21 protein-coding genes are annotated in these 23,591 nt (G+C 54.0%); 17 read left to right on the top strand and 4 right to left on the bottom strand.

Annotated features, from left to right (window positions below):
- Nucleotides 1-23: 23 nt before the first annotated feature.
- Together H5P27_RS15735 and nagB are read right to left on the bottom strand one after the other, a co-directional pair.
- Nucleotides 24-863: a PIG-L deacetylase family protein gene (locus H5P27_RS15735; RefSeq protein ID WP_185661387.1), complete on the bottom strand. Its 840-nt coding sequence runs from the start codon at nt 861-863 to the stop codon at nt 24-26.
- A gap of 3 nt (nt 864-866) precedes the next feature.
- On the bottom strand, nt 867-2,813 hold the full coding sequence (gene nagB, locus H5P27_RS15730; protein ID WP_221774749.1) for a glucosamine-6-phosphate deaminase: 1,947 nt from the start codon (nt 2,811-2,813) through the stop codon (nt 867-869).
- 33 nt (nt 2,814-2,846) lie between these two features.
- On the opposite strand from nagB, the gene H5P27_RS15725 reads away from it, so the two are divergent.
- The 15 genes from H5P27_RS15725 to H5P27_RS15655 all read left to right on the top strand — a co-directional run bounded on the left by H5P27_RS15725 (nt 2,847) and on the right by H5P27_RS15655 (nt 19,396).
- Entirely contained in the window at nt 2,847-3,740 is an 894-nt protein-coding gene (locus H5P27_RS15725; RefSeq protein WP_185661386.1) for an AraC family transcriptional regulator, read from the top strand.
- Between the two features lie 263 nt (nt 3,741-4,003).
- Complete coding sequence (locus H5P27_RS15720) at nt 4,004-5,734, top strand: DUF3500 domain-containing protein (RefSeq protein ID WP_185661385.1); 1,731 nt, start codon at nt 4,004-4,006, stop codon at nt 5,732-5,734.
- On the top strand, nt 5,731-6,297 hold the full coding sequence (locus H5P27_RS15715; RefSeq protein ID WP_185661384.1) for a hypothetical protein: 567 nt from the start codon (nt 5,731-5,733) through the stop codon (nt 6,295-6,297). The genes H5P27_RS15720 and H5P27_RS15715 overlap by 4 nt, the downstream gene beginning before the upstream one ends.
- A 69-nt stretch (nt 6,298-6,366) precedes the next feature.
- Nucleotides 6,367-6,480, top strand: coding sequence for an AraC family transcriptional regulator (locus H5P27_RS20125; protein ID WP_185662122.1), 114 nt, complete (start codon nt 6,367-6,369; stop codon nt 6,478-6,480).
- Between the two features lie 163 nt (nt 6,481-6,643).
- On the top strand, nt 6,644-7,486 hold the full coding sequence (locus H5P27_RS15705; protein ID WP_185661383.1) for an HNH endonuclease: 843 nt from the start codon (nt 6,644-6,646) through the stop codon (nt 7,484-7,486).
- Nucleotides 7,487-7,538: 52 nt separating this feature from the next.
- Entirely contained in the window at nt 7,539-7,760 is a 222-nt protein-coding gene (locus tag H5P27_RS15700) for a hypothetical protein (protein WP_185661382.1), read from the top strand.
- Between the two features lie 3 nt (nt 7,761-7,763).
- The gene (locus H5P27_RS15695) at nt 7,764-9,110 is read left to right on the top strand and encodes a DNA cytosine methyltransferase (protein WP_221774748.1); all 1,347 of its coding nucleotides are present in this window, start codon (nt 7,764-7,766) and stop codon (nt 9,108-9,110) included.
- Nucleotides 9,111-9,257: 147 nt separating this feature from the next.
- Nucleotides 9,258-10,793, top strand: a complete 1,536-nt coding sequence (locus H5P27_RS15690) for an McrB family protein (protein WP_185661381.1) — start codon at nt 9,258-9,260, stop codon at nt 10,791-10,793.
- 14 nt (nt 10,794-10,807) lie between these two features.
- A complete protein-coding gene (locus H5P27_RS15685) occupies nt 10,808-13,207 on the top strand; it encodes a DUF2357 domain-containing protein (RefSeq protein ID WP_185661380.1) in 2,400 nt (799 codons plus the stop codon).
- A 79-nt stretch (nt 13,208-13,286) separates the two neighbouring features.
- Complete coding sequence (locus tag H5P27_RS15680; RefSeq protein ID WP_185661379.1) at nt 13,287-13,565, top strand: hypothetical protein; 279 nt, start codon at nt 13,287-13,289, stop codon at nt 13,563-13,565.
- Nucleotides 13,549-13,719 (top strand): hypothetical protein, encoded by a 171-nt coding sequence (locus tag H5P27_RS15675; protein ID WP_185661378.1) that lies wholly within the window; start codon nt 13,549-13,551, stop codon nt 13,717-13,719. The genes H5P27_RS15680 and H5P27_RS15675 overlap by 17 nt, the downstream gene beginning before the upstream one ends.
- Nucleotides 13,720-14,154: 435 nt before the next feature.
- Nucleotides 14,155-15,426 (top strand): S41 family peptidase, encoded by a 1,272-nt coding sequence (locus H5P27_RS15670; protein WP_185661377.1) that lies wholly within the window; start codon nt 14,155-14,157, stop codon nt 15,424-15,426.
- Nucleotides 15,427-15,625: 199 nt separating this feature from the next.
- Entirely contained in the window at nt 15,626-16,714 is a 1,089-nt protein-coding gene (locus tag H5P27_RS15665; RefSeq protein ID WP_185661376.1) for an SAM hydroxide adenosyltransferase, read from the top strand.
- A 68-nt stretch (nt 16,715-16,782) separates the two neighbouring features.
- The gene (locus tag H5P27_RS15660; protein WP_185661375.1) at nt 16,783-18,372 is read left to right on the top strand and encodes a SulP family inorganic anion transporter; all 1,590 of its coding nucleotides are present in this window, start codon (nt 16,783-16,785) and stop codon (nt 18,370-18,372) included.
- A gap of 22 nt (nt 18,373-18,394) precedes the next feature.
- Entirely contained in the window at nt 18,395-19,396 is a 1,002-nt protein-coding gene (locus H5P27_RS15655) for an adenosine deaminase family protein (RefSeq protein ID WP_185661374.1), read from the top strand.
- Between the two features lie 9 nt (nt 19,397-19,405).
- Here H5P27_RS15655 and H5P27_RS15650 read toward each other — a convergent pair whose 3' ends face one another.
- On the bottom strand, nt 19,406-20,434 hold the full coding sequence (locus tag H5P27_RS15650; protein ID WP_221774747.1) for an aldo/keto reductase: 1,029 nt from the start codon (nt 20,432-20,434) through the stop codon (nt 19,406-19,408).
- A 36-nt stretch (nt 20,435-20,470) separates the two neighbouring features.
- On the opposite strand from H5P27_RS15650, the gene H5P27_RS15645 reads away from it, so the two are divergent.
- Nucleotides 20,471-21,478: a DUF1152 domain-containing protein gene (locus tag H5P27_RS15645; protein ID WP_185661373.1), complete on the top strand. Its 1,008-nt coding sequence runs from the start codon at nt 20,471-20,473 to the stop codon at nt 21,476-21,478.
- A gap of 296 nt (nt 21,479-21,774) precedes the next feature.
- Here the strand turns inward: H5P27_RS15645 and H5P27_RS15640 are convergent, their stop codons facing one another.
- On the bottom strand, nt 21,775-22,740 hold the full coding sequence (locus H5P27_RS15640) for a hypothetical protein (protein ID WP_221774746.1): 966 nt from the start codon (nt 22,738-22,740) through the stop codon (nt 21,775-21,777).
- A 202-nt stretch (nt 22,741-22,942) separates the two neighbouring features.
- Between H5P27_RS15640 and H5P27_RS20250 the strand changes: the two genes are divergently transcribed.
- Nucleotides 22,943-23,581 (top strand): RNA polymerase sigma factor, encoded by a 639-nt coding sequence (locus H5P27_RS20250; RefSeq protein ID WP_185661371.1) that lies wholly within the window; start codon nt 22,943-22,945, stop codon nt 23,579-23,581.
- The last annotated feature ends 10 nt before the right edge of the window (nt 23,582-23,591 follow it).

Below are 23,591 nucleotides of genomic sequence, written 5' to 3'. Positions count from 1 at the left end.
GCAAAAGGGTTTCGCAATTCCGACTAAGCCTTTTGGTAACGTGTCAGACGGTCGCAGGCGTCTTTCTTAAAGGCCTCGATAAGTTCGCCCACAAAGGCGTCCATGCTCAGCTCCGGATTTTCCAACAGCGGCATCATATCGATGGCCACCGTGTAGGCCGTGGACTGGTCGATGCTGTGCGAGTCGAAGTAGGTCGCATTCGCGTTGCGGCGACCGATGGTCGCGGCCACGTAGTCTTTGCCTCCGGCTACTTGGGAGTCGAACACCTCTATCAGTTTCTCCGCGAGTTCCGGATACTTGTCGACCGGAAGCATCACCTTGCTGGAGTCGGACAGCCAATCCAAGTCACGCCAAACCTCGCAGCCATACACGCGCTTCGGGCGGCAGTCTTCCGGCAGTCGACGCAGGGCAGCCACACAACAGGTCAGCAAAGAGATATGGGTATCGTGCTTATCCGCCGGGTTGTGCAAATAGACTGTATCCGCTTTGCACTGACGGAAGTAAGCTTCGAGCTCCGAAATCGCAGCCTCGGATTTTTCCGCCGACTTCAAGTCGGAGCTTGGGTAGGCAAGCTGAGCCTGAAAAGAGTATTTGCCGATCTTGGCCGCTTCGCGCTGCTCCTCGACTCGCTTGGCCTGCATTTCCTCGTCGGTGAAGTCCGCGTATTTTCCAGTGCGAGCGCTCCCTGCCCCGTTTGTCACGGTCACACCGCCAAACCAAGCATCTTGGCTTTCGTAGCACTCCGCTATTCCGTGGTAGGCGAAAATCTCCAGATCGTCCTGATGGGCTCCCACTGCCAAATGCGTGGTACGCTCAAACGCGGTTTTAACCTCTACTCCGTCCGGTACGTAAAAATCTTTCATGGCTTAGCTCCAGCGGACAAAACACTCGATAGCTTCGTATTCGGCAAGTCCCAGCTTGTCGTAGTTGTTGGCAGTGGTCCGGTTGCGCTCGAGGGCGAGCTCCCAGACTTCCGTCTTCTCTTCGTCCAAGATGGGCACTTGGCTCCGCTGGGAACGATGCAGGTAGATGGCCTGCGCCTTGGTACGTAATTCGTCAGGGCTGCAAGGCACCGCCATTTCGATCTGATGGGATTCCCACTCGCGACCGTCGCTGCGGTACAACCAAACGTAACAATCCGAGACCCAAACATTCTGCCTCGCTTGGTTGTATGCTTCACTGAATACAGAGAATGATATACCTTGCACGGAGCTGGGGTCCCCCGCTTCTCCCGTGACGAAAATCTGATGCGGCTGCACCTCGTTCAATAGCTTGAGGAGGAGATCGCGATCCGTGTCGCCAGCCTTAAACCTCCGGTAGCGCCCTTCCTCATAGAATGGCAGATCGAGAAAGGTCACGCACTTGGACGGGACGCCGCAGGCCTGCAGCGAGGAGCGAGCCTCGTTGCGTCGAATGTAGCCCTTGAACTGACGTAGCTGAACCGAATCGTTATCGGACTCGCCTTTGGTTTTAAGCTCGGCGAGCACTTGCTTGGCCAGCTTGCTGCCAATGCCTTCCTCCGCTTCGATCATGAGCTCCGCCGCCCAGCGAGCTTCCTCGTCCGGTACGCCAAGGCTTCCGGAGGTCAAATAGGCAACCGTGATTTCGTGTCCGCCTTGAGCGAGACGGGATAGCGTTCCTCCCATGGCAAGCACGTCGTCCTGCGGCTCTGGGCTGAGCACCAACACGCGTTTCTTCGCCGGCACCGCTCGTTCGGGACGATGCGTGTCGTCCGCGTTGGGCTTGCCGCCAGGCCAGCCGGTGATGGTGTGTTGTACTTCGTTGAATACACGAATGTTCAGGTCGTAGGCGGGACCCTGCTCGGTGATGAGTTCGGACAATCCGTTTTCCTGATAGTCCTTGTCGAGCAGCTTGAGCAGTGGCTTGCCGATCTTGAGCGAAAGCTCCGTTACTGCCTGGCGGGCGAGCTTGTTATCCCACTCTGGAAATCCGACCAGCCAAGGCTGGCGAAAACGGGTCAGCTCGGAGGCCGCGGCCTGATCGAGGAAAAAGCAAACATTGTCATGAGCCTGCAAGAAACTGGCGGGCAAGCTTTCAACTGGTTCGGCTTCGATCGCATCGCGCAGGACGGTAGCCTTGGAGCGACCCCAAGCCATTAGGATCACGCGCTTGGCGGCCATGATGGTTCCCACCCCCATGGTTACCGCGTAACGGGGCACGTTGTGCTCGCCGTGGAAATCGCGGGCCGCGTCTACCTTGGTCAAGCGATCCAGCGTCACCAGACGCGTCTTGGAGCGCGGTCCGGATCCGGGCTCGTTGAAACCGATATGCCCCGTGCGTCCAATCCCCAAAATCTGGATATCGAGTCCTCCGTAGGAAGCGATCTTCTCTTCGTAAGCGCGACAGGCCTCGTGCACCTCTTCGCGCTTCGCGGTGCCGGAAGGGATGTTTATCTGGTCCTTGGGGATGTCGATGTGGTCAAACAGCTGATCCCGCATGAAGCGATGGTAGCTCTCGGGGTGATCCGGCGAGAGCGGATAGTACTCGTCGAGATTGAAGGTAACGACGTTCTTGAAGCTCAGCCCCTCCTCGCGGTGACGGCGAATCAGCTCGCGGTAGAGCGGTACGGGAGTCGACCCTGTAGCCAGACCGAGAACCAGCGGCTTGTCGGCCGTTTCGGATTGCTTAACCGCTTGGCCAATTTCCTCGGCGATGCTGGCAATGATCTCTTGAGCCTGGTCGCGAATGACCACTGGCACTCTCTCCACTCCGCTCGTTTGCGAAGCGCCCTCGCTAATCAAATTCGACATGCCCCCTATCTTATCTTCTCGGATAACAACAAATATTTGCATTTTTGGTCCAATATTTGATTATTCCGGCTTTATATGAGCTGGTCGCCTGAAATTGAGAACGGATTCGAGAAACTGACGCAGAAAGCTCCCGCGGACTACTTCCAAGGCCGCCGGGCTGCCAATATTTGCCGTCCGGACAACGTCATCGCCTTCCTGCGTAGCGACGCCGAAGCCCTCAAGGAGCGAACCTTTGAGAGCCGCCCCCACCACCGCCAAGTACTCATTCTCAATCTCCGCACCGGCGGCTCGCTCAGCGTCGACGGAGCCGTCTATCGCCTCGAGCCAGGCGAGGCCTTCCTCGTCGCCCCCTACCAATTCCACTTCTACCTCGATACCGATCAGCGAGACATTCGCTGGCTCTTCATCACCTTCGAGACCAAGGACACCGCCGAGCTGCTGCCGGTAACCAATCGCCCGATACACTTCGACGAGCCCCTTGCCCAGACCGCCCTCTCTATCGCCCAAGGCTTTTACCAGCCCGACAAATCTAGCGAACAAAGCTCCAACCAGATCGTCATCGAAACCACCTCCCTGCTGTCCCGCTTGAGCTCCCTCGCCGCCGAGCAAGCCCAGCTCTTCAGTCAGACCGACGACTCCCGCCGCGACCACGTCATTATCCGCAAGGTCAACCGCCTGCTGCACGAACGCCTCTCCGTAGGCATCGACGTAGTTGAAATCGCAGCGCGACTCAATCTGTCGGAACGCTACCTCCGCAAACGCTTCCAGTCCATGACCGGACTGAGCCTCGGCAGCTACCTCATGCACTACCGCCTCGATCGGGCCGTCAAGCGACTCGTGCACTCCGACGCCTCCCTGACCGAGATCGCCGACGACTGTGGCTACGGCTCCCTCGCCGCCTTCAGCCGCACCTTCACCGCCAAGATGGGCGTCACCCCCAGCCAATACCGCAAACAGTCCGCCAAGTAAACCACAGCACCACCCAAACACCCAGCACCCAGCACCCAGCACCCAGCACCCAGCACCCAGCACCCAGCACCCAGCACCCAGCACCCCTCTTCATCCCAGCTTCATTTGTAAATGGGTAAATAAGAAATTATGATGACCTGCATTAAAACAAAACCGAGATCGACCTGTCTTCCGTAAAGCAAGAGTCAGATTCGCTCTCTGGTATCGTTTTGTTCGAAATTCTGTCCAGGTCATCGCGAGCCGCATTTTTCCAACGCACACCCATGAAAACCCTTCGCAAGCTTACTTCGACCCTTCTCATCCTCATCGCTTCCGCGTCGAGCTTCGATGCCCGGGCTGACACAGAGGATGTGGTGGACGCCGCCAACGCCTTTTTGGACCTATTGAGCAGCTCCCAAAAGACCGAGAGCAGCTCGAATTCAAACAGCACCTGCCTATTCAGCGCTACGCTCTCGAATGTTACCACTTGGTCCAATGTCCCAATCAGCGCCTCCACGCGAAACGGTCTGCAATTTTCAACCCTTTCTTCCACCCAGTACGCCGCAGCCCTAGCCGTGGCGGAAGCGGCTCTCAGCGACATGGGCTACACCTTGATGGAAGAGGTTCGCCTCTCCGACGCCTACATCAGCGGAGAAGAGCCAAACGCCAACGGTACCACAAGTAGCATGTGGGGCTACAGCAAGTACTTCATCGCCTTCGTCGGTACTCCTTCCACCACCGAGCCTTGGACCCTTCAGCTCGGCGGGCACCACCTCGCCTTTAACATCACCTACAACGGAGACTACAAGAGCGCCTCCCCTCAGTTTACCGGAACGGAGCCTAACAGCTTCGAAATCGACTCGGTTACCTACCGTCCGCTCGGCACCCAGCGCGACCTGCTTGTCTCGCTACGCTCTACCCTCAGTTCGGACGCGGCCCTGAGCGGCAGTTTCAGCGACCTTCTATTCGCTGCCAACGGCACTGGCCAACACGACACCATCCATCCCAAATCCTACCCGACCAGCGGACGAGGCCAGCTCTTCACTGAGCTAAGTAGCGACGAACAGGAGCTGGTCATCGACTATATCGAATCCTGGGTGGGCAGCTCCGATCCATCCCTCTCCGACTACCTCTTGGCCGACTACCTTAGCGATGCCGCTCTCGCGGAAACCTATGTTGGCTACGGCGGCAGCTCCGCGAGCATGAGCAGCAGCGGGAGCTACTTTCGGGTCGATGGTCCAAGAGTCTGGATCGAGTACGTCGTGCAAGGCGGCGTCTACGATCGCAGCGGCGTGCACGACCATGGCGTTTACCGCGACAAGCTGGCGGATTACGGAGCTGTTTACGGGGCCACTACCATCGCCACCACCATCCGTCCTCCGGAGATTACGACTCAGCCGACCGACCAAGAAATATCCTTCGGATCCAGCCTCAGCTTGAGCGTCTCCGCCACCGGCACCGGTAGCGACTTGAGCTACCAGTGGCTGCTTGACGGCGAAACCATTGCGGACGCCAACTCGGCCAGCTACGCCCTCACCGACGTGAGCGAGGCCGATGCCGGAGTGTACTCCGTAGTGATTAGCAATACAGCCGGCGTCGCCACCAGCGAGACTGTCTCCGTGAGCGTGATACAGAACGACCCCTTTCAGGATTGGCTGGATCAAAACGGAATTTCCGACACCGGCGACGACTCGGATGGCGACGGTTTCGACGCACTGCAAGAATGGTTCCTCGGTGGAGACCCGACCGTAGCCGACCAATCGATCGGCCCTGTGATCGGCTACAGCTCCACCAGCCAAGAACTGGTCCTCAGCTTCAATATGATCGAGGAACTGGGCAACGTAAGCTGGCAAATAGAACAGAGCGAAGACCTCGTCGAATGGTCCGAAGTGGCAAGCTCCGGAGATTCCCTCAGCTTCGCCTTCGGATCCGTATCCGATGGTCTGATACCGGTACAAGCAACCCTTGCCAACGTTTCCGACAAGCTATTTCTGCGACTCGTCATTGCCCTATGAAGCGGTTCCTTTTCCTAGCTTTTTTTGCCGCCTTAGTGGTATCTAAACTGGCAGCCCATGGGGCTCCCGAGTCCCAGATCCATTTCCATCGGGATGGCTCCCAGGTCATCGCGGAGCTACAAATACCGCTCTCCGAACTCTCTCTCGCCCTCGGGCAAGATCTGACAAGCACAGAGCTCGACGCCTCTCTACGGAAAATCCTGCACACATACCTTGAGCAACGAATCCTGCCCTACTCCACAGACCGGCAGGCCTGGACCCTTGAGGTAAGCGATCTCTCATTCGAAGACAGTGTGGAAGAGTTTGAGGAAAGCTCCGGCCATCATCATGACCACGAAGGGCTGCGCTATTTCCACGCAACCCTAAGCCTCGCTCCGCCCAAGCAAGAGCAAGCAGCTAGCAAATTCGCCCTCGACTACACGGTGGTTCACCACGAGGTCAATTCCCACCGGACTCGCCTCTACCTTGAGCCAGAGCACGGCACAGGAGAAAAGCCCATCTACCTCGGGGTTATCCGATCCACCCAAACCACAGTCCTCGTCGACCTAGACCCCCAAGGCTAGAACCCAGCTGCCAGAACCTAGTACCTAGAACCTAGTACCAAGGACCCAGCACCTAGCCCCCACCCCTCCCTGACCGAGATCGCCGACGACTGCGGCTACGGCTCCCTCGCCGCCTTCAGCCGCACCTTCACCGCCAAGATGGGCGTCACCCCCAGCCAATACCGCAAACAGTCCGCCAAGTAACAAGCCGCATCCCCTTTGCAAGCTTGTGCTGAAGAGCACTGAATATAATAGTGAGTCCAACTTTTGAGGTTTTATTTCGCTTAAGATCATAGAGAGATAATTACTCGAAGAATCAGCGAAAGTCTTGCTTCGATTGGAAACCCTACAACCCCATCCTTTCCCGATGCTCTTCAGCACCCTGCAAAAAGCCTTCTTCAACGCGTCGGACGGCGCCTACTCAATCGTTACCGACGACGAGCGCTTCAACAGCCAGATCACCCTAACTGACTCCGATGGTGAATCACAAATTGCGATATCTCACTACGAATCCAAAGGGATTGAGATTCCAAGGTTAAAGACAGCTGGGAGAAAACTCCCCATTTGCATTTGGGGCAATGAAGTTTCGACATCGGAATCGCAACTTGCGGTAAATTATCCCAAACCAACAGGCAACGAGCTCAGAATCTACAGGAATGTCAGGCAGGGCTTCAGCTATGAGTCAGGTGACGTATGGTTCATCTATAGAAGCGAAGGAAGACTCTTTGTCGGGAGCATGCCAGTAGCCCAATGGCGTTCGATCGGCACCCGCGACGAAAATGATTCCGCATTTCAGGAAACCATCGAGCACGACTCAAGCTCCTCCATCCCCGACCTCATCGACTACAGCGGCCAAAGAATCCCGCGAGATCCTGCCATAGCCAGGGAAGCCATTAGCCGTTCCCAGCATCTCTGCGCCTATACTGGCAAGCCCACTCCATTCACATCCCGCCGCACAGGGTATCCCTACCTTGAAGCCCATCACCTCATTCCTCTCGGTCTACAGAGCCAGTTCGACTTCCGGCTTGACTGCGTCGAAAACATAGTGGCTCTCAATCCCCTCTGGCACAGGGCAATACACCACGCCGTACCACCGACAGTCAGCGAGATCGTCACGCGCCTCGCAGAACGCCGCGCCGCCTTCCTCGGACACCACGGACTCTCCCCAGCCGACCTTATCCGGCTCTACGGCTGCGAAGAAATTGCTTAGCGGCGAAGCAGAGCCTTGACGCATGTAACGTGACCTATGTAACGTCACGTCCATGCCTAAAGGATCGTCCGGAAGAATCGTCATCGATGTGGATCCCGAGTTTAAGACCGAGATCTACGCCGCCCTCGCCGCCCAAGACTGCACTATGAAGGAGTGGTTTCTCAACCACGCCAAGCGGCTTTGCGAGGACTACCAGCAGCCCACGCTTTCCCTGGTTGCCGATCCCGAGGCATCCTACAATGCCCCTAATCGCTCAACTGCTCGGAACGCCTAGCCCATGAAAACGCTCAAGATCAACGGAGTCGCCAAAGCCGCCACTCCACGCGACGGCTCCCTCGTCATTTCTCACGAAGACGCCTTAAAACTTATCCTCGCTGCCGAAGCTGCTTCCGAATTCGATCCAATCGTTCGCGAAGAGCTTCCCGCCATCGTTTCGCATTGGTTACAGTCCCCAAAGGAACCACCTATCCTCCTCGATGCATCCTATGCTGAAAAGTGGGTAGAAATCTTACGCGCCCATTGCCAACTCCAAACGGACAATCCCGCATCCGGTCCAAAGCGCATTCCCAAAACACCAAAGCCAGTTCACATTGATTTCGGCGCCATACCTTTTCCACCACAGATGAAGCCCAAGTTCACCTTCATCGATCTCTTTGCAGGTATTGGAGGATTCCGCATCGCATTGGAACGCCTTGGCGGAAAGTGCGTCTTCTCGTCAGAATGGGATAAGCACGCCAAAGAGACTTACTACCAAAACTACGGCGAAGTTCCATTTGGTGATATCACAAACTTCACCAAGACTGATACTGACGTATCCATAAAAACAGACAACATCCCAGATCATGACATTCTGTGTGGAGGGTTCCCCTGCCAGCCGTTTTCGCAGGCTGGACGTCAATTAGGCTTCGAAGACGCTAGAGGCACTTTATTCTTCGATATTCTAACTATTGCTAAAATTCACCGTCCTAAGGTTTTGTTTCTTGAAAACGTCAAGCGACTCAGAGGTCACGACAAAGGAAAGACGTTCGCGGTCATCTGCAACGCCTTGAAAGAAATCGGATACAAAGTGTATTCAAAAGTAGTGAGCGCTTACGACCAAGGAGTTCCACAGAACAGAGAACGTATATTCATAGTCGCGTTCTCTCAACCGATCCATTTTGAGTTCCCTAAGAACAATCGTCATTCTATTTACTCGAAGGTTGGAGACATACTAGAGAAACGAGTAGATTCACAGTTCACCATTTCGGATAAGCTTTGGGCAGGACACCAGAGAAGACTTCGTGAGCACAGAGAAAGAGGTAACGGCTTCGGGTACTCTTTGTTTGATGAAGAAAGTCAGTACGTAAACACCATCTCCGCAAGATATTGGAAAGATGGCAGCGAGATTCTTATCGACCAAAAGAATAACAACCCGAGAATTCTAACCCCTAGAGAATGCGCTCGGATCCAAGGCTATCCGGAAGATTTCAAGTATCATGATTCGAAGCGGCATTCGTATCAACAATTTGGAAACTCCGTTGCAGTACCCGTAATCGAGGCAATAAGTAGAAACATATTTTCCGCACTAGATTCCCCAAAACAGAGTTCCAACACTCTGCTTCCCCTTGAACCCGTCTGCTTGTAAGAAGTACCCAATAAAATGTCCGAGATAGATCACTTTGAACAATTTCAGAACCTAAAACAGTTCGCTGACTCTGTCTCAACTGAATATAATTTGGACGTCCTACATGACGGTCACATTTCGCTATGCAATACCCCTAGACGGGGAGAAATGAAAGAATTCAACTTAGGTTTTTTCGAACTCCTCCAAACCCTGAAAGATATAAAGGAACACAACGACGAATTTTCGGGGCACAATTACTACGTCGAACACGAATGGAGAAGTCTTGGCTCTAACTTTTTTTCAAATCGAGCTGCACGCTCTTTAGTTCAAGTACAGACAAAACCCACATTTACTGGATTGGCTAAAATCATAGATTGGGCATCGGGAAAAGATCCCAATTCTTATCAAGACAACGCTATAGATCTAAGTGTTGCCTCAATTGACAAAGCAATTGAAGCAGTTGACAAACTCATAGAAGGCTTCGAACCACGAAAACGCGGTATCGAGTTACAACACCCCGTAGAGTTTTCTTCCATCGTCTATAGCGATAGAATTTTCAAAGCTATCGCAACTAAACCCTTCGCCATCCTTACAGGTGCATCAGGCACCGGAAAAACGAAACTCGCAGAAGCGTTGGCCGAACACTTTCGGAATAGCGAAGAAATCGAGGAGGCGACAAATTCCGCCATCGTCCCTGTCGGTGCCGACTGGACCGATAACCGCAACGTTCTAGGCTTCGTCAACCACTTGCGTGACGAAGGTCCTCCAAACAACCGCCCCATCTATCAATCGACAAAGGTTCTCGATCTTCTACTAGAGGCGAACCGAAACGCTGCCGTACCCTATTTCCTAATACTAGACGAGATGAACTTGTCTCATGTCGAGCGCTACTTCGCCGACTTCCTCTCCACTATGGAGCAAAAGGACGGCAAGCTCTCACTACACGACGAAGGTCCACGCGAAGTGAGCGACTACACGCTACCACGTTTTTCAGGCGATACGCTCGGCGTTCCTCGCAAACTCTCTTATCCGAAAAACCTCTTCGTCATCGGCACGGTCAACATCGACGAGACCACCTACATGTTCAGCCCCAAAGTGCTCGACCGAGCCAACGTGATCGAATTCACAATCGACGAATCAGCGATCGAGGAATTCCTTAAGGGGCCTGGACCGTATCCAGCTGTCGAGAAGGCAGCAAATGGCATCGCTGAGGCCTTCCTCGCTCTCGCCCTCAAGGCTCGCAACGACACCGAAGAAGCAGGACTAGACGCCCTCCCCGTTTCCGTAAAGGAACCGGTCAACCAGCACATTCTCGATCTTTTCAAAATCCTGAAAGCGGGACGTTTCGAATTCGCGTTTCGCTCCAGCAACGAAGTGCTCCGCTACCTCAAAGTCTGTCGCCACCTGAGCGAAAACAAAGAGGCGTGGGACGCGGGCGATTGGAAAAAGGATCTCGACGACCAAGTCTTACAAAAGCTCCTACCAAAGCTGCACGGATCTGTGGGCCGCATCGGCAAACTCCTCGCCGAGCTTGCTCGTTATTGTGAGCAAGGCACTGCAAGAGAAGATGAAGAAGCGGAACCTAAGCTAAAGGAGGTGAGCGATTTCAAAACAGAGGGTGCTACATTCCCGAATTCTTTGAAAAAGCTCCAAAGCATGGCCGCCACACTCCTTGACGAACAATTCGTCAGTTTCGTCCACTAAGCCAGCGATACGCCATGGAGGAAAGCTTCGAGCTGCTGGCCATTCCCCTTCCCCAAGAAGGGTTCTTTCTACTCGCCCACTCGAAACCTGATCTCGACCTAAGCTCTCCTGAAGGAGAGACGGCATTCGCGTCTCTCCCGAAAAACTGGCGAGCGAGAGCATCCAGCCACGAAACGAAACGGCCCATCCAAATCGTCGAGAATGGTGACAGCATTCGTATTCGCCTTCTGGAGACAGAGCACTACGAATGGGCTTTCGAAACCAGCGGAGAGAACAACGGGCTGAGAATCGAATCTTCGCTCAAGAGCGGGAAGAAGCATCTTTGGAACGAGCGACGCAGAAAGGGCCAACTCGAGTCGGGCCAATTCCAAGTCGTGAACCACCTCGGTTTCGCCTCGATCCAGATTTTGGATCCTGAGGGCGAAACGCTCCTCACGATTCCTCTGGAAATCGTATCCAGAAAGTTCGACTTCGACACTGAATACCGATCTTTAACCGAAGATATAGCGCATTTCTGCGAGCAGCTTTTGCTCAATTGGGAAGCCCCGACCTCCCTTTCATTCTCTGCCGATACCGAAAAACAATATCGGCTGATCTTGGAGCAATTTCTCTTCCTCCGCAATTTCCTTACCGATGAAAAAGTCGGGCGATTGCTGGAAGCAATCAGCCGCAATCCGCATTCGGAGCTGAGAATCGAACGCGAGTGGAAACCTGTCGCGGCGGCCCGATCCAGCGACTATCTGTCAAACCCCTCGCAAATGCTCCGTTCCTGGCAACGAGTCAATGGCAGCCCTCGTCCTGCTGAAGTTCTCGACACCAGAAAACGCGAAAGCTACGACACAGATCCAAACCGATTCATCAAATACGCTCTCCATTTCTTCCGCCAGCTTTGTATCGAAGTGGTGGACACACTTGAGGCAAAGCAAGGAACAGGAGCAACCGTCGCTCAAGAGGCCGCCGACCTAGTAAAGCAGCTCGATGCATTGGTGAGCCGTCCTTTTTTCCGAGAGATCTGTGCCATGACGCGACTTCCACTCGACAACCAAACTCTACAGAAACGGGAAGGTTACCGAGAAATCCTACGCGCTTGGCTGCTAACACAAGCCGCTGCCAGCCTGAACTGGACGGGCAACGAAGACTGCTACCAAGGCGATTCGCGAGACGTCGCTACCCTCTATGAATACTGGATCTTTATTCGGCTTTATAGGTTGCTAAAAGAGCTTCCTAGAATGGAAGCGATCGAAGGGAAAAGCGACGATCCAGAAAACTTCATTTCCGAATCAAACGGGCAAATCGACATCAACCTTCAATCCGGAAAGAAATCGAAAACCCGCTTCCGCTGGACCGCCCCTTCTGGCGAACAACTGAATGTCGATCTCTACTACGAACGGACCTTCAAGGCAACAAGCGAGGACATCGCAACGGGCTCCTACTCACGCCAATTTCGCCCCGACTACACCTTTGCCATTTATCCCAGCTCCTGCAAAAAAGAGACAGACGCCGTTCAGTTGGGTAAAGTCTCCTACCTGCATTTCGACGCGAAGTATCGAGCCGAGCAGATCACCGAACTTTTTGGCGACCCAAATCAGAACGAAGACGATAGTGAAATCTCTGACGAGAAACTGATCACCAAAGCAACAGCCGTCTACAAACGCGGCGATCTCCTCAAGATGCACACCTACAACGATGCGTTGAGAAACACCATCGGTTCCTACGTTCTGTACCCAGGAACGCGAGACACTCCGGAGAAGATAAGCAAGTTCCACGAAATAGCCCCTGGAGTCGGAGCCCTTTCACTTAAGCCCGGAAACGAGCAATCGCTAGAAGCCTTGAAATCCTTCATTGCGGAAGTCCTCGACCACCAAGCGGACCAATTCAGCCAATACCGATACGTCTCCGACACCAGCTACCAAGCCCACAAGGAAAAACCCGACCAAGTCGAGGAAGCCCAAGTCCGCTACAGCGTCGCCCGCAAAAACGCCCCCTGCGTACTACTTTGGCTACGAGCTAGTGATGCCCAGATCTTCAGAGAGTTCGGTTTTGCTTATTGCCACGCGGTTCCTAGAGGCGACCCAGCGAGAGAACTGAATCTCGATCTCAGCATCGAAATTGGGTCAGAATTCATCCCTTGCGGTGGCGGTCGTCGAGAACCCATGCAAACCCTAGGCTGGCGCGCCAAGGTGCGAAGCGCTCGCTTCGTATTCAAAGAAAAACTAAACGAGTTCATCGCTGCTCAAGGATTAAGCGACAAGCTTCAACCAGGCTCGGTCGACCACTACCTTCTCTTCACATTTAGCGATTCACGAGACTTCCCCCAAAGGGACGTGACCGAAGTTCACAAGAAGCACCGATCAGGCAATCGCTACATGGCTGTCACCTGCCCTTGGGATGAAATCCTCCAACCCCATTTTTAGTACAGAATACGGCTAAGGTCTCCTAATGCCTTTTGAATAAATGATTGCGTTTTTTCTAAACCGGATTAGCTTACTTTCCATGGATCCAATTACATCTAAGCTCTTCCTACGGAAAGGCACCGAACTCATCGCAATCGAGGTCGACCAATGCTCCGCACTGATGGACGCTTACAAAGGTGACCGTGGAGCGAGCGAAATGCCCCGCTGCTCTATCGAGCTCTACAACGATAACGGCGAAGAGATTGGCGAAATCAGTTACAACGGCAGGATTTGGCTCAACACTGAAGACGGCCAGATCGAGGTGCCGCAAAAGGGCGTACCAACAGCAAAGGAGCTATTCGGTGCCAAGAGGGGGTAAACGCGAAGGAGCTGGCAGAAAACCACGAGAGATCCCTCGCGAAGCGATCACCATCCGCCTCGAACCAGAGACTGCCACTAAGTTCAAAAAGATCTGCAAAGCCAACAAGCTCAGCTATTCGGGACAGCTTACAAAATGGGTCGATGAGACCTAAGGCTCCCGCTATTCTCCCGACCAAAGTTTCCTCGAATACCATCGCGAAAAGGTGTTTGCGGCTTAGAAGCTCAGGATTCTTTGTTTTCGGCTCCTCCTGTATCCGCGTGCTAGCAACAGTATATCCCTCCATTGATCTTACATTGTGTGTTGCCGTTCGATGTCGAGGTTATAGCTCCGATCCTTCAGCGGTTAGATTTTGGTGCCTCTTGGTGGCCAATAAAAACTCTCAAGCGGCACCCGCCCACGTGATCCTGCAATGCTAGGTGCGACGCGGCGGACGCACCCTACCTGATCCTGCATGGCGGCATGGCGTGAAGGCCAGCCCTAGGAAACACTACTTGGCAATCGCCGTTGTGCAAAACGAACCTCCTTGGCTCTGTCCTGGTTTTTTGGATATTGACCCTTTCTATTTGGGCTAGCTAAGTCGCGGAAGATGAGAACTTTAATTGGAAGGCTGTTTTTTCTATTGATTGCGATTTCGTTTCTTGGCTGCTCAGCTCCTGTGACGGAGGAGGACTTCGATGCAGAGAGTGCATGGGAAGAGCTTGAAGGTGTTTTGCGGGAGCAATACGCCTACTTAGATCGGCAGGATGCTGCATTTGAGGAAACGATAGGTGCTTTCAAGGCCCGTGCGGCAAAGGCCGGTTCGATCAAGGAGTTCATCGATTTGAGCCAATCGTTTTTGCGTCACTTTCAAGATCCGCATCTAAACCTCGGTCCCTACGACGAGAATGACTTTAGCGTGTTTCCGACGGGGTCTGATCTTAGAGCAGTTTATGAAGATGAGATTTTCTTGATTGAAGACGTCAAAGCGGGAGGGACTGCTGATTTGGCAGGCATTCGTCCGGGAGCGGAGTTAATTGAAATTGACGGATTGGAGCCGAAAGAGGCGGTTGAGGCTGTTCTGGGAGTGCCCTTCGACAGTCTCTCCGCGGACAAGCTTACCTACGGAATCAACATAGCCTTGGGTGGATATCGAAACCGCCAAAGGGAAATTCTATTAAAGGAAGAAGACGGGCCGGTCAGCTATCCTTTGGCTGCAAGTTATCAAGCAATCGATGAATTAAATAACGGTCCTACACTAAGCTTCGAGAGGATTGGCGAGTTTGGTTATATCCGGTTCAACAATTCGTTGGGGAATCAAGAGACTACTCGCGCATTTGAGGATGCCATAAGTTCCTTGTTGGATACAGAGGCCTTGATCATTGATTTGAGAAACACTCCAAGTGGTGGGAATACGGGGGTGGCAGAGCCAATACTAGGTCACTTCGTCGAAACGAAAACCGCCTACCAATTGTACCGAACTCAAAAGAAAGGCGTCCCGTACACAGAGGCAGAGATGAAAACCGCCTACGCTAAGCCGAATGCACCGTACTACAGCAAACCCTTCGTAGTGCTGGCCGGTCGTTGGACAGGCAGTATGGGCGAAGGCATGACGATTGGTTTAGATGCGATCGGAGCGGTCGAAGTAATCGGAGCGCCCATGGCTGACCTTCTGGGAGGAATTAAGACGACGAAGCTGAAGGAATCGAATGCCTGGCTCGAGTTTGGCTTTGAGCGAATGTATCACGTCGACGGAACCTTTCGCGAAGACTATGAGCCTGGCACGATGATCAGTCCTGCAGATCGCGATGCGAATGGGGATGACCCGAGCCTGTCGCTGGCCCTTTCTGTTTTAGAGAAAGCAATCCAAGACTCGAAATAGCCAAGCCGCGGAGGTGCGGTCTTTCGTTGGACCAATAATTTCAGTCGCTCGCGAATCTCCGCACCCCAAGAGCACTCCCTAGCGCCGACGGAACAAACCAGGTCCACCTCGCCCAATCGAATTTTGAACTAGTCCTGATTTTCTCGATTGTTTGCGGTTTTCGGATGGGATGAGTTCGAATCCTGCTAGAGACGGGGCCATGACCAAGCGACCCCGTTTCTCGAAACTCCTCCTCACCTGCGGCTTCCTGCTCTCGGCCCTTCCGTTTCTGCAGGCCGAACAAGTGCTAACCGGCGAAATCGAAGGAGCCAAGTTCGAGCTCACTCTGCCTGAAAATCCGTCCGGGAAACTCCTGCTGCTTGCTCACGGCTACCGCCCGGAGGGCCTTCCGCTCGCCGCCAGCGTGGGCGAAAGCCACGACTTGTATTCAAACTTAGTGGACGACGGTTGGGCCGTGGCATCGACCAGCTATCGGCGAAACGGCTGGATCCTCGAGGACGCGGCCCTAGACCTGATCAACCTTCACGACCACATCCGGGAAAACGTCGCGTATGAGCCGACCCTTGTTATCCTCATGGGCAACTCCATGGGCGGCGGGGTGGTGACTTGGCTGTCGGAGCACGAGCCGCAGCGTTTCGATGGAGCGCTCGCCATGGGGGCCTACCTTTTCGAACCGATCGGCGATTCGGAAACGCCCTCCACCACGCTGGCCCCTTACTATTCTGGGAAACCTCAGTTCCCCATCCTGTTTCTGACCAATACCTCCGAGCTGGAGGGACCGGCAGCTTATGTTTCCATGGCGGCTGAGGCTGCCATCGCTCCCGTGCTTTGGACCATCGACCGGGAAGGCCATGTCAACCAAAACGAAGCGGAGCAAGGCGCCGCGCTCGCCGCTCTAGTGAACTGGGTCGAGTCTGGGGAAATCGAGCCAGACGCGGACGGCACCATCCACGCAGCTACCGCTTCGACCGCGGTGTTCGAGGGAGACACGGCTAAAGGTAGGGCCATCACCTTGGTTCCGGTGTATGGAAATATCATTACATCGTTCGTGCGGGAAGACTTCCAGCGACTCGGGCTAGAGCTCGGCGACAGTTTTAGCCTTAGCGCCCAAGGGCAAACCGTGTCCGTTAAGCTGGGCAAAACCTATACTGATGTGCCGGTTGGAGACTGGGTCGGTTTTTGGGACGCCGACGGCTACCTCTTAATTTGTCGCAATTACAAAAACGCGGTCGCTACGCTTGGCCTGCCCGAAGATGCGCCCATCGAAATCCAGAAGCAGGATCCCTAGCGTTCAGCCTGCCGCAAGTTCCGGCCAAGCTGCCATTTTTTGAGCATAGAAGCTGCTAAGGGCACCCGATGAAACGATTCGTAAAAGGGGACGTCGATGGCTTTTTCGCCCTCGGCCTGGACAACATGTTAATGCTCATTCTGATGAGCAACCTGTGCCAAGGCTTCCTCGGCTTCTCGGCGGATCTTTTCTACGGCAAGGTGCTGCCGGGGACGGCGATCGGACTAGCCATTGGCAACCTCTACTATTCTCGCCAAGCGCTAAAATTGGCCGCCTTGGAGAAGCGAAATGACGTCTGCGCCCTTCCCTACGGAACCAGTATTTTGACCATCGTTTCCTTCGTATTTTTGGTGATGTATCCGGTCCAGCAAATGGGACTAAACGACGGTCTCAGCAAGGCGGAGGCAGATTTGATGGCGTGGCGGGCCGGACTCCTCGCTTGCTTCGGTTCGGGCTTAATCGAATTCGGCGGATCGTTCATCGTCTACCACCTTCGCCGCTTTACGCCGCGTCCCGCTCTGCTCTCCACGCTCGCGGGTATCGGCTTCGCCTTCATCGCTCTCGACTTCGTATTCAGATCTTACGCCTATCCGCTCGTGGGCATCACCACGCTGGGGCTCGTCATCATCGCCTACTATGGAGGGGTCAGGCTGAAGTTTGGCCTGCCGGTTGGCTTCGTCGCTCTATTGCTCGGCACGGGTATCGCCTGGATTCTACACTTCACCCGCGATTCGGATATCGTACCCAGAGTTTCCTTACAGCTCGATAGCTTTGGCCTGCATTTTCCTCTTCCCGTTTTCGGTGACATCATCGCAGCCTGGAGCCTTCTCCCTATCGTCCTCCCGGTGCTGGCGCCGCTGGGCATCATCCACCTCGTCTTGTCGCTGCAGATAATCGAATCCGCCGAAGCTGCCGGGGACAAATACGACGCGAGGTCTTCCCTGGTGGTTAATGGATTAGGGACGATTCTGGCGGGCACCTTTGGGTCTCCCTTTCCCACCTCGCTCTACATCGGACACCCGGGCTGGAAGGCGATGGGAGCTCGCGCGGGTTATTCGGTTCTCAATGCGGTCTTTATCGCCCTGCTTGCCTTCTCGGGCTCCGCGACCTTGCTTTTCTATTACGTGCCCGTCGAGGCCGGCATGGCCATTCTTATTTGGATCGGCGTATCCATGATGTCACAGGCCTTCCAGGCCACCCCTTCCAAATACACCTCGGCTGTCGTGTTCGGACTGATACCGGTGGTCGGAGCGTTTTCGGCCCTCGTGATGAAACATGCCATCTCGAGCGCGTCGGTTATGACGGGAACACCTTTGTTCACTCCGGAGCTGAACGAGACGATGGTTAACGTGCGAACCTTCTTCAGCCACGGTGTCTTCGCGATCGAGCAAGGCTATGTCTACACCTCTATCATCCTTTCTGCCGCCACCGTCTACATCATCGACCGGAAATTCAAGATCGCCGGATTGTGGTTTTTCGCGGCAGCGATTCTCGCTGGCTTCGGCCTCACCAGCCAATACACCTTTGCCGTGACCGACACTGTTGCCCACCTCGGGTGGCAATGGAATGACTGGTTCTGGTCTTACTTGGCGGTGGGAGGCCTTCTCTTTGCCATTCCCTACCTTTCCAGCCCGCATGAAAACCCCGAGGGGCATTAGGCTCTCTCCAAGACGCTTTCCCATGCCGACCAACATTACTGAATTTATCGACGCACTTCCCAAGGCGGAGCATCACCTTCACATCGAAGGTTCCTGCCCCTGGAACATCATGCGGAGCACCATGCCGGAAACATTCCATACGCCGCCGCCGTCATGGGCCAGCGACTACCGCTTCACCAGTTTCGCTCAATTCGAGCAAATGATTTTCGAATACGTCTCCCCCTGGATGACCTCTCCGGAGCGCTACGCCGAAGCCGCCCGCGAAATCGCCCTAGAGCGCATGAAAGAAAACGTTCGCTACATCGAGATGAGTATCGCGGGCATTGCTCTGGAGCTCACTCAACTGCCACTGGACGAAGTAACGGCCGCCATCAAGGATAGCCTGCCGCCGGAGATCGAAACGCGGCTTTTCATTGGCCTGCACCACAACGGATTTATCAAAAACCACGACCGGCATCTGGAGAGTATCTTGGACTGCAAGTACCTCGATGGCATCGACCTGCACGGGCCGGAAGACTTCCCGCTCCTCGACTGGTCAAAAGCCTTTTGGCCCGCCGCTCGCGGAGCTGGCAAGCAGACCAAGGCCCATGCGGGCGAACTATCGGGATCGAACGCAGTCCGGGAAGTGATCTCGGATCTTGGGGTAACAAAAGTGCAACACGGTTTTCGCGCTTTCGAAGATCCAGAAGTGGTCTCGCTGGCCGTGGAGGAAAAGGTAAGCTTTGACGTGTGCCCGATCAGCAACGTCAAGCTGGGCAACGTATCCTCCATGCAAGCACACCCGCTTCTTCAGCTCGAAGAAGCAGGCATCCCTTGCACCATCAATACCGACGACCCTTTCGTATTCGGGAATTGCTTACGGGACGATTATCTCGCGGTCCATGAAAGCCTAGGAGCTAGCCCCGAAATACTGGCCCGTTTCGCAAAGAATGGTTTCACCACCGCTGACATTGACGAAGCGAGCCGCTCAAAATTTCTCGGAGAAATCGACGCGGTTCTCGACTCCTATCTGGCGAATCAGTGATTCGAGCGATCAGTCCTCCGGTAGGAAAGGATGTGGCAGTTTCAGGGCATGCCGAGCAATCACTTCGTCGATTGCCTTGAGGTCCGCTTCGCTGAATTCGAAGAAGCCTCCCTTGGCATTTTCCTTCGCCTGCTTGACGGTACGGCAACCGCAAAGGATGTGCGTCACCGTGGGTTGAGCCACCGTCCAAGCCAGCACCAGCTGAGCGAGCGACAAAGCGTTGTCCGAAGCGATCGGTTCGAGATCATCGAGTAAGGCTTTCACTTTGTAACGGTTTGCCACCGTGAACCGCGGGCTCCAGGAGCGGTTGTCATCAGAATTGAATACACGCTCTGGCCCCAGCTTCCCGCTCAAGAGGCCCATTGCTAGAGGCGAATAAGCGAGAACCCCCACGCCCTTTTCGATGGCAAAGGGAAACAGGTCTGCCTCCTTCTCCCGATCGATCATGCTAAACATTTCCTGCACGCTCGCCACCGGGCCTTTGCTTTCGTATTTCAAGACATCGCTTGGCGTGACATTGCTGACACCGATCTCGCGAATCTTCCCCTCTTCCTTGAGAGCCATCAGGGCAGCCATCGTATCTTCGATGGGCGTGGTGTGCGTTTGCCAGTGCGTTTGATACAAGTCGATCGTATCAACCTTCAAGCGCTTCAAAGAGGCCTCGACCTCCTCGCGGATACTTTCCGGCGAGAGGCAGCGGTAAATCTTGTTTCCCGCACCGTCTTCATAGTTGAACTCTCCCACTTCGACATTCCACCGCAGCCCGCATTTTGTCGCTAGCAACACCTCGTCGCGGTATCCTTGAATTGCTTCACCGACTACGTCCTCCGAGAGGCCAAAACCGTAGATGGGAGCTGTATCAATAAGCCGCATACCGTTGGCAATTCCTTCGCGCAGGGCTTCGATCGCCTCTTTGCGGTCGCTGCCACCCCATCCATCGCCTCCAATTGCCCAACTTCCCATTGCGACAACGGGAGCATCCAAACTTCCTATTCGACTGGTACGTAAACTCATCGCTCGCTCTCCTGCTAGATTCATGCCTAACGAAGGTATAAAAATTGCTTGGCAGCCGCCATGGATCAAAAGCCAAAGGCATCGCTAATTGAAATCGCCCTCAAATCAAAAAGAGCTCTCATCTTCGGAATAGGAGGTGGAGGAGATATCATTCAGGCAATCCCCATTGCCAATCTCTTGAAAGCCCTCGGCCTAGAAAAAGTCATCGTGGGCGGAGTGGCCTGCCAATGGTGGACGCCAGACGGAAATCCCTTGTCCGAAACCTGGGGCACCGCCGTTATGGGCCCGACGCTTTACGACGTCCACGAGCTCAGCCCGGCTAAGACGCTCGTACCGGGAATCGTCGAAGTCTGCAAGGAATCAGCCCTCGGAAACCGGATTCCCTGCGAAGCTCATCTTAGCGACACCCTACCCGCCGACTCGGTCGTAATCGCCAGCCTGATGGGGGGCACTCAAGGACTCGCCAACTCGCTAAAAGCGCTGGTGGAAGCCGAGCAACTAGATCTCATCGTGGGCGTCGACATTGGTTCGGATACCTTTTTCGACGGAGAAAACGCCATGCCTGCCAAAACCTCCTTGGTCGACTTCATGAGCATGGGAGCTCTCATCGAACAGGAGGTACCTGTCTTATATGGAGTTTCTGGATACGGCGGCGACGGAGAAATGCCGCTGGACGAACTCGATGTGCGGGTATCTCGCGTAATGAAAGCGGGTGGCTACCTTGGGGCCCACGGCATTACCCAAAGCGATGTGCTCGCCATGAAAGAGGCTTGCTCGATTTACGAAGATCCCGTCGAACCCATCTCCTGGCGAGCTGCCTGCGGCGAACTAGGCTGGACAAACGTTTGGACCCATGGACCATGGGGAACTGCGGTAAAAGTAACCCCACTCGCTTCCGTCATGATGTTTTTCGATCCCCAAACCGTAGCGACATCCAACTCCAAAGGCATACTCGCTCTGCAGCGTTCGACTAGCCTAGAGGAAGCCGAGACCATCTATAAGGAAGAATTGAAGCAGTATCCAGAATCTCAACTGTATCCAACGATCCAATTCTTCCCCGAAACCTAGTCCGAGAGACTGCCGTTCATGCTGGGGAAGATCTTGATGACGCTTGGAACGCTGGCCTACGGGGTGATGCCCGTGGTGATGGACCTGTCGCCTTCCTACGTGCTTCATGAAAACACCTTCATTACTTAACCTCGCCTCCCTCGCCTTCCTCGCCTTCCTCCTCTCCGGTTGGCGGATTTCCCCGAAAAACCTGAAGGCTTGAGGCGTTTGGGCTGGTCCTGGAAAACCAGTCAGGCACGACCTGAAAGTCGCACCCGCCGGAATTCGGTGAAGTACAATTTTCGAAACCGCTTAAGCTAAAAACCCGCAGAAAAGATTAGAGCTAAGCCTTTTTCTGAGCGATCTTGGTAACGGATGACTTCCCCTTCTGCAATCGCCATACCCTCGGTGAAACCGTCGGCCAATCCCTTCACGCTTTGCTCAATAATAGCCATTGCGGTTATATTAAATGCAGCAGCTCGAGGTTTAGGCGTTCCATCCTTTTGGATATCGAACTTTCTGGCAGCAAAGGTAACGCCCAACCCCATTGATCGTATTCCGTCATCCTTCAGCTCCAGTCCCACAGTCGGGCCCCAAGCAAAATCGTTGATCACCTTGTTTGAGTAGGCTGGCATAGTCGGCTTGCCGGCATCTTTTAGCAGTCCATTGAGTACAGTGACCTGCGTGCGCTCCTTTATTGCGTTCTCGACTTTACCTTTGGTGGTGACATCAACCATCCCCCCATCCGTGCTAACTTCCTTTCGGCCAAAGGGTAATTCACCAAAAAGGTAATGAGCCACAAACATGGGTGCGAGCCTGACGTCGCTTTCCCGCGTCACTCTAAGGACTCCCGCAGAGTCGCGGACGGCGGTATCAATCGCGGCATCGCCGCCCATAAAAACCGCTCCGATCGCAGGCTTAAACCCGAGACCTCCTAGCTCGTATTCTTCGAAGATCCCCTTCTTAACTTCTTTCATCATCTCCGTCTCCTCAGCGACATCGGCAGCGGCTTCCGCTACGGCTTTGTCTACAGCATCTGCATCACCTGAGTTTTCGGGAGTGTTTTTTTGTTTTTGTCCGCCTTCAGCGACAACGGCTTCTTGAGCGCCAGGAGAGCTTTGCTGACCTATCTTAATTCTTACGGATTTGGACTGGTCATCAAAAATTCTCGTACGAATTTCGTCCCTGATTTGCTTGTCAGTCATTGGCGCAGCACCGGCGGGATAAACCCCCGCGGCACATGTAAACATAAGGATTCCAGCAATAATAGAGTTCGATTTCATTTTAGTTGGTTCGTTTTTGGCGGTTGGATTCTGTTTACCGTCGCCCTAACTCTTCAGTCTGGACTCGGTCCTTTCCCTAGCCAAAACGTCAACTATTGCGGTACCTTACAGCCTTTCTTCCTTTTTGATCGAACCGCTTGCGGAAAGATGCAATTTTCCGTATTAAATCGTAAGAATCATCAAATGATATCGTTATCTAATCGTGGAAAACGAATTTGAAAACAACAGATCGCACGATACTCTAAGGACTCGAGCGACTCTACTCTTCCGGCTAAGAGACTGGAAAGATGGTGAGACTTGGCGCGAATTCTACGATCTGTATTATAATTTTGTATACAGACACGCTCGCGGCTCTGGCTTGAGCCATCACGAATCAGAGGAAGTAACCCAGGAGGTTTTTCACGCCGTTGCTAAGAACATAGGAAAGTTCACTCCTCAACCGCGCCCGGGCTCATTCCGTCGTTGGCTGGGGAATCTAGCTCGATGGAGGGTGACCGATAAGCAACGTGAAAGATCAAAACCCTCTAGCCCTCATAATACTTACAAAGACGAGGAACGAGAAGACCCACTTGATTCGATACCCGCTCCTACGGCATCCGAGGAAGCTCGCCTTGAAGCAGAATGGCAGCAGGAGCTATACGAAACCGCCGTCAAACGTTTGGCACAGCGAACGAACCCTAAACACTTTCAAGTTTTTATTCTGCATCACCGCGAGGAATGGCCGCTTAAGCGAATCGCAACTGAGCTGAAAATAACAAGAACTTCAGCTTACGTAATAAACCATCGCCTCAAATCTCAGCTGCAGGGAGAGTTAAAAACACTTGATAGGGAACTCACTTAATTTAGCGCAA

This window comes from Pelagicoccus albus (assembly GCF_014230145.1).
GTDB classification, from domain to species: domain Bacteria; phylum Verrucomicrobiota; class Verrucomicrobiia; order Opitutales; family Opitutaceae; genus Pelagicoccus; species Pelagicoccus albus.
This window is presented reverse-complemented; position numbering and strand designations above follow the sequence as displayed.